15 protein-coding genes are annotated in these 15,042 nt (G+C 37.7%); 6 read left to right on the top strand and 9 right to left on the bottom strand.

Annotated features, from left to right (window positions below; genetic code table 11):
- Positions 1-2: 2 nt before the first annotated feature.
- Positions 3-389, bottom strand: a complete 387-nt coding sequence (locus HMPREF9009_RS13590; protein WP_008643529.1) for a hypothetical protein — start codon at positions 387-389, stop codon at positions 3-5.
- 937 nt (positions 390-1,326) lie between these two features.
- On the opposite strand from HMPREF9009_RS13590, the gene HMPREF9009_RS13585 reads away from it, so the two are divergent.
- The 4 genes from HMPREF9009_RS13585 (at position 1,327) to HMPREF9009_RS13570 (ending at position 4,072) form a co-directional block, all read left to right on the top strand.
- The gene (locus HMPREF9009_RS13585) at positions 1,327-2,046 is read left to right on the top strand and encodes a WGR domain-containing protein (RefSeq protein WP_008643530.1); all 720 of its coding nucleotides are present in this window, start codon (positions 1,327-1,329) and stop codon (positions 2,044-2,046) included.
- Between the two features lie 109 nt (positions 2,047-2,155).
- Entirely contained in the window at positions 2,156-2,746 is a 591-nt protein-coding gene (locus tag HMPREF9009_RS13580; RefSeq protein ID WP_008025597.1) for a hypothetical protein, read from the top strand.
- 106 nt (positions 2,747-2,852) lie between these two features.
- On the top strand, positions 2,853-3,320 hold the full coding sequence (locus HMPREF9009_RS13575; protein ID WP_008025599.1) for a macro domain-containing protein: 468 nt from the start codon (positions 2,853-2,855) through the stop codon (positions 3,318-3,320).
- 179 nt (positions 3,321-3,499) lie between these two features.
- Positions 3,500-4,072 (top strand): GrpB family protein, encoded by a 573-nt coding sequence (locus tag HMPREF9009_RS13570; RefSeq protein WP_009039877.1) that lies wholly within the window; start codon positions 3,500-3,502, stop codon positions 4,070-4,072.
- 101 nt (positions 4,073-4,173) lie between these two features.
- Here HMPREF9009_RS13570 and rsgA read toward each other — a convergent pair whose 3' ends face one another.
- The 4 genes from rsgA to HMPREF9009_RS13550 all read right to left on the bottom strand — a co-directional run bounded on the left by rsgA (position 4,174) and on the right by HMPREF9009_RS13550 (position 7,816).
- A complete protein-coding gene (gene rsgA, locus HMPREF9009_RS13565) occupies positions 4,174-5,262 on the bottom strand; it encodes a ribosome small subunit-dependent GTPase A (protein WP_015532927.1) in 1,089 nt (362 codons plus the stop codon).
- 217 nt (positions 5,263-5,479) lie between these two features.
- Positions 5,480-6,181 carry an SIMPL domain-containing protein gene (locus HMPREF9009_RS13560; RefSeq protein ID WP_049703320.1) on the bottom strand — a complete coding sequence of 234 codons (702 nt, stop codon included), beginning with the start codon at positions 6,179-6,181 and terminating at the stop codon, positions 5,480-5,482.
- Positions 6,182-6,265: 84 nt separating this feature from the next.
- Positions 6,266-6,868 (bottom strand): DUF1062 domain-containing protein, encoded by a 603-nt coding sequence (locus HMPREF9009_RS13555; protein WP_049702481.1) that lies wholly within the window; start codon positions 6,866-6,868, stop codon positions 6,266-6,268.
- 108 nt (positions 6,869-6,976) lie between these two features.
- Positions 6,977-7,816, bottom strand: coding sequence for an RteC domain-containing protein (locus HMPREF9009_RS13550; RefSeq protein WP_049702480.1), 840 nt, complete (start codon positions 7,814-7,816; stop codon positions 6,977-6,979).
- A gap of 331 nt (positions 7,817-8,147) precedes the next feature.
- On the opposite strand from HMPREF9009_RS13550, the gene HMPREF9009_RS13545 reads away from it, so the two are divergent.
- Complete coding sequence (locus HMPREF9009_RS13545) at positions 8,148-8,423, top strand: putative quinol monooxygenase (RefSeq protein WP_049702479.1); 276 nt, start codon at positions 8,148-8,150, stop codon at positions 8,421-8,423.
- 134 nt (positions 8,424-8,557) lie between these two features.
- On the opposite strand, the gene HMPREF9009_RS13540 is transcribed toward HMPREF9009_RS13545, so the two are convergent.
- The 3 genes from HMPREF9009_RS13540 to HMPREF9009_RS13530 are packed head-to-tail and all read right to left on the bottom strand — an operon-like array spanning position 8,558 to position 12,968.
- Positions 8,558-8,974 carry a pyridoxamine 5'-phosphate oxidase family protein gene (locus HMPREF9009_RS13540; protein ID WP_009039881.1) on the bottom strand — a complete coding sequence of 139 codons (417 nt, stop codon included), beginning with the start codon at positions 8,972-8,974 and terminating at the stop codon, positions 8,558-8,560.
- Between the two features lie 46 nt (positions 8,975-9,020).
- Positions 9,021-10,499, bottom strand: a complete 1,479-nt coding sequence (gene nrfA / locus HMPREF9009_RS13535) for an ammonia-forming cytochrome c nitrite reductase (protein ID WP_049702478.1) — start codon at positions 10,497-10,499, stop codon at positions 9,021-9,023.
- 39 nt (positions 10,500-10,538) lie between these two features.
- Entirely contained in the window at positions 10,539-12,968 is a 2,430-nt protein-coding gene (locus HMPREF9009_RS13530; RefSeq protein WP_083444194.1) for a sensor histidine kinase, read from the bottom strand.
- A gap of 117 nt (positions 12,969-13,085) precedes the next feature.
- On the opposite strand from HMPREF9009_RS13530, the gene HMPREF9009_RS13525 reads away from it, so the two are divergent.
- Positions 13,086-13,682: a 3'-5' exonuclease gene (locus HMPREF9009_RS13525; RefSeq protein WP_004313349.1), complete on the top strand. Its 597-nt coding sequence runs from the start codon at positions 13,086-13,088 to the stop codon at positions 13,680-13,682.
- A gap of 75 nt (positions 13,683-13,757) precedes the next feature.
- Here HMPREF9009_RS13525 and uxuA read toward each other — a convergent pair whose 3' ends face one another.
- Entirely contained in the window at positions 13,758-14,927 is a 1,170-nt protein-coding gene (uxuA, locus tag HMPREF9009_RS13520; protein ID WP_049702477.1) for a mannonate dehydratase, read from the bottom strand.
- Between the last annotated feature and the right edge of the window lie 115 nt (positions 14,928-15,042).

Below are 15,042 nucleotides of genomic sequence, written 5' to 3'. Positions count from 1 at the left end.
TTTTAGAATATTCTTTTCTTCAAATAATATACCCATAAATCAATAGCTTTGCCGATAACGACACCAAAAACACTAAGTGCCAACGCTATGTAAGCTGCAACAATGAACGGTTGTTCGTCTATCCACTTATTGACAAGTACGGACATCCGGGAAAAGACACCACCCGCAACAGTCAGAACGATGGTCAGGGCAATATGTATCTCCACCAGCTTATCCTGTCTGTTTGAATCTATTTCGTCATCTTTTAAATACCTGACAAGCCACAGGCACGGAACAAACAGAAACAACATGAAAAATGCAATAATTACCATTTCTTCCCCGGAGATTTCATGCAATCCTCTGCCGAAAAAGCGAAAACCGAATATTATTGCTATACAGGAAGTTATCATTTATGCCACTATTTTTAGTTTGTATTCTTAATCGTACATTCTTTCTCAATAGCCTGACAATTCGTTTCCCGGCTATCCTAATTCTTACCACCGAAAGCGCATCTACGAAGAATAGAATTGTATCGGCTTTGTTACTAATAACTCCTGATTCATATAGGATTCTTTAGTTTACAAAGTTACGGATATGACAGGAAAAAGGCAAATTTAAATCAAGAAAAGATAATAAACACGCGGATATACGATATTGATAACAATAACAAACAGCACTTCAATCTACAAAGCAAGCATCCGGAGATACCTGTATCGTTTCAATAGAGATCAACAATTAGACTGATAGGTACTTTCAACTAATCTTTTTTCATACATTGTGTTTTAAGTAAGGTAATCGGAAGACTGTGAATCAATGGAGCATTCCTGCAGTGTTGAAGTAAGTCTTCCTTGACCTTAAGTTGATAAAAAGAGGTAGAACAGGCCGGATTCGAACCAGCAATATCCACCGTTAAGAAGTAAGCCCCGGTTGACCTCATTTCAGATAATCCCGAAGCTACTGTCCTACCTCTATATTTGTTTTTTTGTGGAGCAGGCTGGAGTCGAACCGACGACCGTCTCTACCCACTGAGCTACTGCCCCTTTACGAAACAGGAAAACAGATAATCGTACTGGTAATGTTCTACCTTAAAGAGTGTGTTGAAGTAACCCGTACTTGACCTGTTTTCTTATTTCTTCGACAAAGATAGGCGTAGTGGTGCGCAACCTTTTTGCGTAACTCAAACTTTTTTGCTGTTTTCTCGAAAAAATAGTAAAAAATGAATAAACAAGACTTATTTTGTAAAAATACAGAAGAAATACGAAGACATATAGGTGATAACTCAACAGTTTTCCTACTTTTGTGTATAGTAGAGATATTACTCTCTCCCAACAATAAACACACAATATTATGAAAAGAGCATTTATTTATAAAGATGAGAAATCTCATAAATTTTGGTGGATTGATTATAGTGGCTGTGATTTTGCTGTAAACTATGGTAAGTTCGACAGTATCGGTAAATTTGAAATCAAAGACTTCGATACAGAAGAAGAATGCCTGAAACAAGCAGAGAAACTTATTCACTCGAAAAAGAAAAAAGGATATGTAGAAGACGCCAACTTCGACTTCATGCACAGATTTTATATTGATTCCGAAGAATATGGTTTGCACCCCAAAACTTCTCATCCCCGATTTACCGAACACTTCACGGAAGAACTCTATTATGATTGCGTAGACGAAGAAGCACCTTTTGGTAGCGATGAGGGAAGTGATACATTAGATTCTCTTGAAGAAACGATCAGAAAAAATCCCAAACTCAACTTTCTTGATTATCCCAAGTATCTGATAGAACACGACTGGGGCATGGAATATATTCCTGTTGAAAGTCTTGACCCCGAAGTGGTTAAAAAACTAGCTTCAAAGAAAGAAATGGATATGACACAAAGCGACATGGTGACTTACGCTACTGCCTTTGGACAAATAAAAATCACTGGGCGTCTCTCACCCAAATTACAAGAACAGGGAGTTAAAGCTATCAAAAGATTAGCTTTACTTTGGGGAAATGGGGTGACCGAGATTCAAAGCAGAATGATTGATGACTTACTTTCATTTCCTATTGATAAGGACTGATAATATGAAACTAATAGGTAGTAAATATATGAGAATAATAGAGATTAGGAACTACACTATGAGGTGTGGTTATTAACGCATTAGCAACAATCAAATCATTATCGTTATTATGGATATAGAAAGAATACTTAAAACAAGAGAAAATGCAATATACTACGGCATTGGTGAATACCAAAAAGACTGCTTTGGTTGGGTTGGTGGAAATGCTCCAGCTTGTTTTGATGATAAGTATTTATCGGACAAAGATAATCTCTATTTTTATCTAACATTTCAAAACCCTTTAAATCCCAACAAGCAAATATCTATTTTCACTCCGGAATTTGATGTTGCATTGGAATATAACACATATCCCGATTGTAAATTGTTGTTGGTTGAACATGAATTAAGTAGTCAAAGCAAAAGTGATAGATATAAACACCCCGAAATAGATGAAATTTATTCAATATACGAAATGAGTACAGAAAAAGATATGCCTGAAAAAAATTGTGCAATCAAATTTGGGGGTAATGTAATGCCTATTCAATGGGGATTAGATAATGATGGTAAAGTGGTTAAAGATGGAAATAGCTTCATTTTTCAAATCAACGAAATTTGCATAAAAGATATTTCTGTTTTCATGGCTGGCTGTATATATGTTTATGGAAAAATTGAAGGTAATAAAGTCACAAATCCATTTGTGGCATACTGGGAATATTCCTAATAACGATAAATTGATTAATTATTTCAAATAGGTTGCTAACAACGAAAGATAGCATCTGACGATGCTCCTTTCTAACCATTATAAGCAATAGAAAAACGGAAACAATATGATAAAATACATTTCGGGAGATATATTACAGAGTAAAGATGAGTACATAGCACAAGGTGTAGCTGTTGGCTCACAAGAAGGATTAGGAACTGGGCTTGCCTTTAAGCTGTCAAGTCAATTCCCTGAAATCCAAAAACTCTTTAAGAAGTACACACGAAACACTAAGTTCCAGGCTGGCAATGTGTTTATAGGAGAAATCAAAGGTTTCTCTCCGGGTATAATCTACATCGCTACACAACCCGATATGTATCATGCGGAACTCACATATCTGAATAAAGGTTTGAAACGCTTGAAAAAAGTGTGCGAAAGCAGAGGTATCAAAACCGTGTCGCTACCGAAAATAGGTGCAGGGCTGGGTAAGTTAGATTGGAATAGTGAGGTCAAACCTTTGCTTGAAAGTATTTTATCAGATTGTGAAACGGTATTCAATGTATATGAAGATTACAAGATTGAATACGAAATTTAGCTTACAACATACACCTGTCCTGCCTAACGGCGGCAAGCTGCAAACCATTATCAGCATAAAACATTAATACAAAAAAGAATGTTGATAATGAAATAGGAAATAAAAGAATTAATTGATTTTTGGCTGTAATTTATCTATATAGCTATGTCACCTATTATTAATAACAATTGCCACATGATATGGAACAAAAGAAATTAACTGAATTATCATTAGACGAGCTTTGGCAATTATTCCCCATAACCCTGACTGCACACCAAGACTATTGGACAGATTGGTATAAGGAAGAAGCGGAGTTGCTGAAAGAGAGACTTCCCTGTATTGAACGTATTAGCCATATAGGTAGCACAGCAATTAAAGAAATTTGGGCAAAGCCTACCATAGATATACTTGTGGAAATCCCAAGAGAAGAAAAAGTCGTCAATTTGAAAGGTACAATTGAAAGATGCGGCTATATCTGCATGGCAGAGAACGACAGTCGCATTGATTTCAATAAAGGTTATACATTACAAGGATTTGCTGAACGGGTATTTCATCTACACTTATGTTATGAGGGAGATAATGATGAATTGTATTTCAGAGATTATCTTCAAGCAAATACAGCTATTGCGAAAGAATATGAACGGCTTAAACTTGATTTATGGAAACAATATGAACATGACAGAAATATGTACACTTCCCACAAAGGTGATTTCGTAAAACAATATACACAGAAAGGGAAACTGCTTTTTACAGGCAGATACGACAATAAGTAATAAAAAAACTCTTCATAAATGTAAATCCCCAATAGATATAAGCTTAAGTTAGTATAACACGATGCAGGCATCCGGAGATACCTGCATCGTCTCAATAGAGATCAACGATTTGCCTTGCGGTTCTTCACTTCTTCCACGAGTTTGGTAAATGATTTTTCTTTTTTGCGTTTCTCATGTTCGGAAGCAGAAAAGTGCCACGCTTCCCGGCGAAGTTTCAGATAGCTCGCATAAACTTTATAATCTAATACACCACTGTTGACTGCTTCTAAAACAGCACAGCCCGGTTCGTTGATATGTTTGCAATCTTTAAAGCGACACAATTCAGCATAGTCAGAGATCTCCAACACTTCGGCAAGAGAATCGGGATTGTCAATGGCCAAGCCAAATTCACGGACGCCCGGAGTGTCGATTAAAACACCCGAACTGTCCATCAATACCATTTCACGACGGGTCGAAGTATGACGGCCTTTTCCTGTGGACAGGCTTATATCAGATGTGAGCAATACCGGCTTTTCACAAAGAGCATTCACCAAAGAGCTTTTCCCGACACCCGAAGAACCGACAAACACAACCGTTTCGCCTTCCGATATGGACTTCCGTAACCGGACAATTGTTTCGAGCTGATGAATACTCGTGAAAAATACGGGTATCTGACTGGAGATATGTTTTATTTGTTCCTCAACACTCTGTCTGTCAAAATCTAAATCGGCTTTATTAAGAACCAATACAGAGCTGATATTTTCCTCCATTATCTGAACCATAAAGCGTTCTACCCTGCGAACATTGAAATTATCATCAAGGCTCTGCACAATAAATGCCTTATCGACATAAGAAGCAATGGCCTGCTTATCAGCAACCGTGCCACTTTTCTTGCGATACAATGTCCGCTCACGAGGCAACCTATCAACTATAATCCCTTTATGTTCATCGAACGGTTGAAAAATGACCCAATCACCTGTACAAGGTAATTCATCATCCGATTTTCCATACATCATATTTCCCGTGAGTTCACACTGAAACAATCCGTTTCCGGAAATTACCTCGTAGCAAGTACGATGTACAATAGAGACACGCCCATGAGCAAGGGTACTATATATTGATTCTTGTTTTAGCTGATTGAGTTTCTCATTCCAACCATAAATAGTTAGGTTATCGTCGGATTTGTGAATTGTTTGATTTTCGTTATTCATGATCTTAATATATAGAGCGCACACGTTGAAAAGCATAACAATGCTTTTCACACCATTGTACGCAAGTTAAAAATTGAATTTATAAAAATATAGAAAACACCCTCGAATGGAATCATCCGAGAGCAAACGAAAGGACAACCTGTGTCAGAAACACAGATTGTTTATCAAACCAAATCCGATTTATTATTTTTAGTCATGCCACAAAGATAGGCATTTTTTATTTGATGGCAAAACGGGCAGTCATTTCATATCTCAACTTGATGACACGGTACTGTTCGGTAGCAGCCGTCCCCATGCTGACATTGCTCTGTGCCTGAAAAGGAAGATAACGGCTTATATTATTATCAACAGGTTCTACAATACGGATCACTTCACCCAATTCCTGCCCCATCGCTTCCACCAAGTAAGATGCTTTTTCACGGGCAGCTTTCAATGCTTCAATCTTACCTTGCTTCCGATACATTGGCAAATCCTTATGCTTCAATTCTCCGATGCGCATGGACTCAATTCCCCATGTGTTGACAGAACGGATAATGGAATTGATCTGCTCAAAATCGGTCAACCGGATATCCAATTGCTTACCTATCAGAAATTCCTTTCCTCTCTGGCGCCAATAATCCCCTATTTCCTGTGTACGGATAGCATCATCCGCTATTCCGATTTTGCGCAAACTCCGACGCAAATCCTTTTCAATCATAGCCAATGGCACTTTCGTCCGAAAATCTTCTTCTTTATTAGATTTACCTGTGTACTCTTCCTGCCAATACTCCTTAATCTGAATCAGAAAATGTATTTCATCCGGAACGACTTCAATCTCCGAAGAACCTGTCACTTCAATATATTTCCCATCACTTTCTTGAGCATTGACAACCATACTCCATGCAAACAAAACAAAAGCTAATAAAAATACCTTTTTCATATCTTTGATTTTATAGTACAACCTCATTTACAGCATCCGAATGATTATATCACAAAGCTATTAAAAAAAACTGTAAAATCGATCTTATCCCCAAATATCAATCAAGCTTTTTCGATCTATCAAAATAATATCTCCATTCTTTACCTTACACTTTGGAGACGTCTTACCGGAAAGCAAAGAAATATTTCCTTCTTCAAAAAAATGCTTCAACCGGGTAGTGGAAAGAGAAAAACACCTTTTTATCAATGATAATAATTTCAGGTTCAATTCAAAATCACATTCGATCCGAATACTTATTATCACGTTGTTCATATTCATAATATCTTCGAAGGAGATATTACTTATCACCTCATATTCAACGCTATCGTAGTCTATTTGAAGCTTGTTCTTACTTGCCATTCCGGCTGAAAAGGCATACTGCCAAGCCACTTCTCGATCATTCATAGAAAAGCTATGAAACAGTTTTTTATCAATCAAGTCCGGTTTGGTACGTGACAGCAAAGTCATATTACAAGTGTTATCGCACTTCACGCATCTGTAAATCAGCCAGACATCAATGTTCTTTTTCTGTGCATTCATCCTGAACTTATCACTGCAATAAAAGCGGTCACTCTCACAGTGGCTGCATTTTTTAATCAATAAAGGAGTATTCTTCACCTTTATCTCCCATGTAAATGTTGTTTCCATAATTATACAAAAGCTATTATCTTTCTTTGTGAATCAAATCTTTTTCTCCGCAAAGTTGGATATTAGCCATTTGTATAATTCACAAGATGTCACAAGACGACATGAAATTTATTTGTCCAGCTCATCCATCATCTTTATAATTTTATCTTTCAACTTATCAAGAAACTGCGTCCGACTCTTCTTCCGGTTTCTGATTTCCAGGAATATGCGATAAAAGTCTCCAATCTCAATATTGAAAAGAGTCTCGCAGCAGAAGGCTATGTCTTTTAAACTGGTATTTCCATTGTTGAAGCATTTGCCCGCATACAGGGCATAGATAAACTCAACCAAAGCAACCTTGCTGTCCGTCCACTGCAATAGCCGGTTTTCTACCATTGAAGTGAATTTCAAATGAAGTTCCTCTGATAATATCTCTATTTGAGCAGACAGGTATTCCGCTAAACGATTGTTGGCTATGATTTCAGCCACACTTGAATCATGCAGGGTAGTGAAAGAAGAATCCCTGTCCAGCAACCCGAAACGGGTGTCTGCAAGAATATCATAGTTTCTTCTGACAAAATATTGTTCGTCGAGTTCCGTCCTGCCGGTACGGTAATAATCATAGAAGGAATTATTCAGGAAGTATTTTTTCAGGTTCTCCAGTTCCGACTTCAGATATTTGCATTGGGAAGACGGAGATTCGCCGATACGCTTCTTTTCAATCTGATACAAGCGGACATAAAACATCAACAGCCCGGAAATCTGTGGTTTCCAGGTCTTAAAGAAAAGAATTTCTTCTTTCGGATTCGGGAATTGGTATTCGGCAACGGCGGATTTCAACAGAATAAGAGACATCTGTATGACATCAATAATCTGCTTAATCTTATCTAGTGGGGCAATCGGCTGTCGCTCAATTCTTTCAATCTCTTTTTCTATGTTCTGCTTACTATTTCTTACGAAATTTTCCATTCGTTTTCATATCGCATACGTTTCGAGAAACCATGCAGTAAATAATAAAAATAACAAAATGAAAAACCGGTTCGAGTGGAATTACTCAAACGAAAGAAATTAGCCTGTGGTTCGTGAGGCTAATATTAAGCCAGAACAAATTTAAGAGTTGCGCCCAAAATAGTTGCTTTTTGATTTCAAGGGCAAATATAATCGTTTTTTATGATTATATGACGTTTTGGTGAAATTTAAAGAACAAGGTATCCGAAAAAGCATAAAAATAGTATCTTTGCCTGCGATTTATTACCAAAGATGTGATAAAGCTATTTTTAATCATTTAATAATAAAGACTATGATTAGATTAAATGTTTTCGTCCGCGTAAGCGAGACAAACCGCGAAAAAGCGATTGAGACAGCTAAAGAACTGACTGCTTGTTCTTTGAAGGAAGAAGGATGCATTGCTTATGATACTTTCGAAAGCAGTACCCGTCACGACGTTTTCATGATTTGTGAAACATGGCAGAATGCTGAAGTATTGGCAGCTCACGAGAAATCTTCTCATTTCAGCAAGTACGTAGGTATCATTCAGGAATTAGCTGAAATGAAACTGGAGAAGTTCGAATTCTAAATGAAACACGAAGAATAGATATACTATCTATCCAACTATCATCAAAAAAAGAGAGAGACATTCTTCTTCGAAAGGAAAGAATGTTTCTCTCTTCTTATTTCCAGATCTCACGGGAATAGAACTGTATGAAGTGATTAGTCCAGCTTCTTATGAATAAATGTCCCTTCAATCCAATAAGTTGCGTGATTCGATTCAAATTTCAGCAGCACATAGCCCGGATCGGTAGGACCTCCAGGAAAATGTTCGATAAACCAGTCCTGCCAAAGTTCTTGTTTCATCTTCTCGTCGGTTACCACTTCCACCGTTCCCGTTAAGGCTACGCTGTCTCCCTTATCCTGAAAGCATAATCCGGCTTTCGGGTTTGCCAGAAAGTCAATAGTCTTTAATGAGTCCGCTCCGGTAGACATCCAAATAGTAGAAATTCCGTCTGTTGCAATCTTGCTCATCGGCACAGGACGGGGATACCCCTCTTTATTTACAGAAGCAAGCACTACCACTTCACACCTCTGCAACAACTCGGTTGCTTTCTCTTTCATTGTTTTTGTTGACATAATCTTATTGGATTTATATTGCAGGCAAATATAGTGAAAATAAATTCTAATTCACAATACGCCCGTTTGCCTTAGCCTTTTGAAGCCATTCAGGGACAATTTCTTTGAGAAATTTATCTTTGTCCGCCTTTTCAACAGCCATATCCAAACCGATATATTGCTGTGCTTTTTCTTTCGTTGTAATATCCGGAAGCGGTACATTATCTGTATACCCATGCGCTACAAGCACTTTGCTGATAAGCATACGAGCTTGGAATACTTTATTTAAGCCATGCCCCAAAATACGCATGGTTTCCTGCGGGGCATGAAAAGAACCGCCATGAGAAGATACACCGAAATCCCATCTCCACTGTGCCTGACGAATTAACAGCAAGGCTTCTTGCATTTCATTTTCTGTAGCTCCTATATCCCAAGTAAACTTCGCTTCGATATGTGCTTTTGCCAACTCCTTTTCTAAAAGTGTACGCAACTCATTTGCCTTTTGCTGACGTTCGTATACATTTTTACAGAGCGTCTCTTTATTATCACGATGACAAGTCTGACAAGTGCGTTCAGTCACAGCTAACGGATTCTGAATATGGTGATCGCTATATTTTATCCCTCCTTCATCATTGTAAGGCATATGACAGTCAGCGCACGACACACCACGCTGGGCGTGTATGCCCATCTTGAAAATTTCATAATCAGGATGTTGAGCCTTTAATATAGGGGCACGACTCAATTTATGAATATAATCAGTAAATCCGATTTCATCATAATACTTTTCCAAATCTTCAACAGTGAAGCCCTTATCCCAAGGAAAAGTAGGATATTTTATATTCCCCTTGAAATAATACTCCGAATGACACTGTGCACAGACCAATGAACGCATTTCCTGTGGAGTAGCATGAGTAATATCTTTACCTTGACGGCTAAAAGCTTCAGTGAGCGACGGACGGCTGATATGCAAATCCATATTTTTAGGTTCATGACAATCGGCACATCCTATAGGGTTTACAATTTCGGCTCCCCATGCAGCCCACTTATTATTATAAAAGGAATCTACCCCAATAGCTTCTATCATACGGGGAACATCAGAACTTTTACACACCCAGCAACTTGCAAATTGAGGACCGTCAGCCCCCCCCATAGGCGCACCAGTACGAAGTGAATGAACAATATCCTGTAAAGCGTACATATGCCCGCGCGGTGTTGAATAATCCTTAGAAAAAGCATATCCAGCCCATAATATGACCATTTCAGGACGTTGCGCTAAAACATCGATAGAGGTTCTTCCATTTAATCTACTGTGCAAATCAGTCGATGTCGTATCCACCCACGTCTTATATTCACGTGGATAGTTTTCAGCAAAAATAATGCTGCGTGCTTCTATTCCGTTTATTTTTATCTTTTTCTTATAGTCTACATTTACAACCTCTGCGCTGTGTTCCATCAGGAATGAAATAATTACTCCCGATGCAAAAATAACAGCCATTGCAAGAGCGAATAGTACCCACCTCTGCCAGGGTTTGAACTTATCTTTCATTATTTGCTTTTTTCTTTTAAATACCTTCTGTTTATTGTACTAAATTATATTTGCCAAAGACAAAATAACAGAGAAACAACTTCCTTTTCCTACTTCTGAATGCACTTCTATACGTCCAGCCAGTCGTTCAATAATCACTTTACAAATGGAAAGTCCCAAACCACTCCCCTGCTCAAATTCATCAGTCTTGTAAAAGCGATCAAAAATCATCATTAGTTCTTTATCGTCAATCCCTTTGCCAGTATCTTTTACGTAAACGCAAACTTCCTGATGCTCTTTATATATTTTGCACCCCAAAGTAATAGTTCCTTCTTTGGTAAATTTATTTGCATTATTCAGAAAATTAGAGATGACTTGAGTAAAACGGAAGCAGTCGATGTTAACGGATAAGGAAACTGTTTCATCAAGTTCAAGGATAAAGCATAATGAAGGCTGAATCAATGTTTGGTAAGTGACATAAATCTCCTTTATTATTTTCGTAATGTTATGTTCCTTTATATCAAAGGATAAGTTGCCTGAATCTAAACGAGATATTTCTAATACGTCATTCACCAGTTTCAAAAGCAACTCATTATTATTATTGACTATTTCAATCATAGCAGCTTTCTCTTCCGGTTCTATTTCATCAGCCCCCTCACCTATTAATAAATTTGTGAAACCTACAATAGCATTGAGCGGTGTACGGATTTCATGACTCATATTATTTAGAAACGACTGTTTCAGCTCTGCTTTTTCTGCTATCTGTTTCGCTAGAATCAACTGTTGTTCATGCTCTACCAAGTTTTGAATATTCTGCATAATGCCTGCCAACATAATCTCCCCCTGGGCATCTTTCAAGGTACTGCATCGAAGTTCATACCATTGATAATCTGCCTCTTTCCCTCCAAAACAAAAACGTATTCGTTGTATTTGCATACTGGGAGACTGATATAATGTTTCGTAGAATGAGCTAAGCAATTGTACATCATCAGGATGGGTATATCTCATAATATCCTCTTTTGTAAATCTCCGTTGTTCCATGCCAACCAATCGTACATAATTATCATCAAATTCAAGAACACCTTCCTGAATATTCCAAAGTGAAATTTTCCCGCCATTCATAGAAAGAGTCAATCGTTTGTGCGCTTCTTCCAGCATTTGAAGATTCTTACGCTCCATCAACGAACGGCGATGTGTACGTAACAAACTAATGGTTACCAAAATAAAAGAGAAAACAAACAACCCACCCAACAAATAAAGTTCTTTTCGATAACGATCGTAAAAAGGATAGTTAATCATACGAACATTTTGCGGAACATTACTAATATCACCCGCATATTCAGAAAAATATGTCCAGTCCAGTACATACTCTTTTTCCAAATCTCTTATTTTAGGCATTCCTGTTTTTTCTTTCTTTAACAAACGTGTAGCAAGGCTAGCGGCAGCCTTCGCCGTAATACCCTCTGTAGCCATATAACCACCGACAATCTTAGCATTTTCACCGAAACCTTCACGAATACAACTAAAAGAAGGAATATTTAAAGCTGTTACTATCGGGATTGCCAGCATATCTAATTTATCCAGTAAGAACGCTTGATTTTGTTGTCTTCTCTTTGATTGTTTCAACATTACTAACAAAGAAGATCCTTTTATATAACGAAAGGGGCAAAGACTTATTGTCAGACCATTCTTGTTAACATTATCATTTATCAAACCGGGGGTCAGATTAAAATATTCAATCATCTCCGTCAAATGCTTATAATCACACTCTTGCACAAATGCTTTTTGATAGCCCAAAACTCTCACATTCTTCCTGTCAACCACTCGGGAAAGGCTATCGAAAGATTTATGTCCAAGAAAGGTCAGATCTATATTATAAATAATCTCCATATCATTATAGGGATACAATGTTTTTATAAAGTCGATATTACGTTTCAGATCGGGACTATCACGCAATACATAAACTTTCTGCGAATCGTATTCTTCAATCAGTTCTTCATTGGGAAAATGCACATTACAAGCTACCACGGGAATAGAAGATAATAACCGGTGACGGGTAGATAATAAAGAATTAGTTGCCTGATCACCAACGGTCAGAATAAGGTCTGTCGATTTACTTTCAAGAAGTCCAAGATATTCCCTTACATGTTCTTTCTCCTCTTTTTCATCAAATTTGCTACAATCAAGATAAAACTTATCAAACGTTACCTCTATCCCTTGTTTCTGAAACTCCTGATACAACAACTTTTCTATATTTCTGTTGCCAATGTCATCTTTAGATATGGAATAAATCAGAGAAATATGCTTTACTATCAAATTGTCAGTAACATACCAGTGTTTGTAATTTAGTCCACCTATAAAAACAAGCAATGAAAGAATGAATATTAAAACGTATTTATATTTGAAGTAGGTTTTGTTCATGCTTTTTTGTTTATGTTTGGCAAAAATAGCATAATTTTCACAACAAGAAAGATATTTCACTGAAAACATCTATTAAAAACATTCATTTTTATTAAAATCAATAAATTTCCTGGTTATCAATCCTATTTCTATATTTTGCATGACCCTTTTTTGTATTATCTTTGTTTCTCTAAAACAAGGAAATAAATGAGGAACTTTGCAGCCATCGACTTTGAAACAGCCAATGGTAAACGTACAAGTGTTTGTAGTGTAGGTGTTGTCATTGTAAAAGACGGTAAGATCGTGAATAAAATCTATCGTCTCATTCGTCCTGCTCCTAATTATTATACGCAATGGACAACGGCTATCCACGGATTAACTTACGACGATACGATGGAAGCCGAAGATTTTCCTGATGTATGGGCTGAAATCAAACCATTGATAGATGGATTGCCACTTGTTGCACACAATAGTCCTTTTGATGAAGGTTGTCTTCGGGCAGTTCACGAATTGTATGACATGACTTATCCTAATTACAAATTTTATTGTACCTGCCGTACTTCCAGAAAAGTTTTCGGAAAAGATCTGCCCAATCATCAATTGCATACGGTAGCAGAACGGTGCGGATATAATTTAGAGAATCACCACCACGCACTTGCTGACGCAGAAGCTTGTGCACAAATAGCTTTGCTTATTATCCCCGATCCTCCCAAACCGAAGAAAGCAAAAAAAGCCGATAAAGATACGCATGTTGGAGACTTATTCGCCTCACTTATCCCTCAACAAGTGAAAAAGAATAAATAAAAAAACACTACAACTATTATCACGATCAATAATAGTCATAGTGTTTTTATAATAAAGTGCTAATTAAAACTTCAACTAAAGAATAGATTTAGCGATACCCATTTCCAAGCCACGAAGTTCTGCCAGTCCGCGAAGACGGCCTAAGCAGGAATATCCCGGATTCGTTTTCTTTTTCAAGTCATCAATCATTTGATGTCCGTGGTCGGGACGCATAGCGATAGAGCATTTACGACGTTGTTGCAGAAGAATCAGGCTCTTCATCACATTGTACATATCTACATTCCCTTCCAGATGATTCGCTTCATAGAAGTTTCCTTCTTCGTCACGTTGTGTGCTGCGCAGGTGAACAAAGTTTACACGATCACCGAAACGTTCCATCATGCCTGCAAGGTCATTGTCGGCACGCACTCCGAAAGAACCTGTACATAAGCAAAGGCCATTGGATTCGTTAGGCACGGCTTCAATCAGTTTTTTGAAATCTTCTTCCGTACTCAAAATACGTGGCAAACCTAAAATAGTGTAAGGAGGATCATCCGGGTGAATCACCAGCTTCACGCCTACTTCATCGGCAACAGGCGCAATTTCTTTCAAGAAGAAAATCAAGTTGGAACGGAGCTTTTCAGCGTCAATATCGTTATAACGGTCTAATGCCTGCTGGAATTGCTCTACTGTGAAACTTTCTTCCGAACCTGGAAGTCCGGCAATCATATTGCGAACCAACAGTTTCTTATCATCTTCACTCATTTGTTCGAAACGAGCTTTTGCTTTAGCTATTTCTTCAGGAGTGTAATCTTTTTCTGCGTTCGGACGTTTCAGGATGAAAAGATCAAAGGCTACAAAAGCCGCCTTTTCGAAACGAAGAGCTTTAGAGCCATCAGGCATTGTATAGGCAAGGTCAGTACGTGTCCAGTCCAGTACGGGCATAAAGTTATAAGTAACTACCATTACGCCACACTTCGCCAGATTACGGATACTTTCCTTATAGTTTTCAATGTATTTCATGAAGTCACCAGTCTGTGTCTTGATATGTTCGTGTACAGGTACACTTTCTACCACAGACCATGTCAGACCTACTTCTTCAATCATTTGTTTACGTTTCATGATCTCTTCTACTGTCCACACTTCACCATTCGGAATGTGATGAAGAGCATTTACTATACCGGTAGCGCCTGCCTGCTTAATATCCCACAAGCTAACGGGGTCGTTAGGACCATACCAGCGCCAAGTTTGTTCACATAAATACATATTGTTATTAAATTAAGAATTGAAAATTGAGAATTAAGAAATCAAAGTTGAAAATTAAAAGTTGAGAGTCGGCATACGGATGCTACGCAGCCAATTCTCAATTTTTAATTCTCAA

Origin of the sequence: Bacteroides sp. 3_1_13 (assembly GCF_001185845.1) — a bacterium.
Classification (GTDB): Bacteria; Bacteroidota; Bacteroidia; order Bacteroidales; family Bacteroidaceae; genus Bacteroides; species Bacteroides xylanisolvens.
This window is presented reverse-complemented; position numbering and strand designations above follow the sequence as displayed.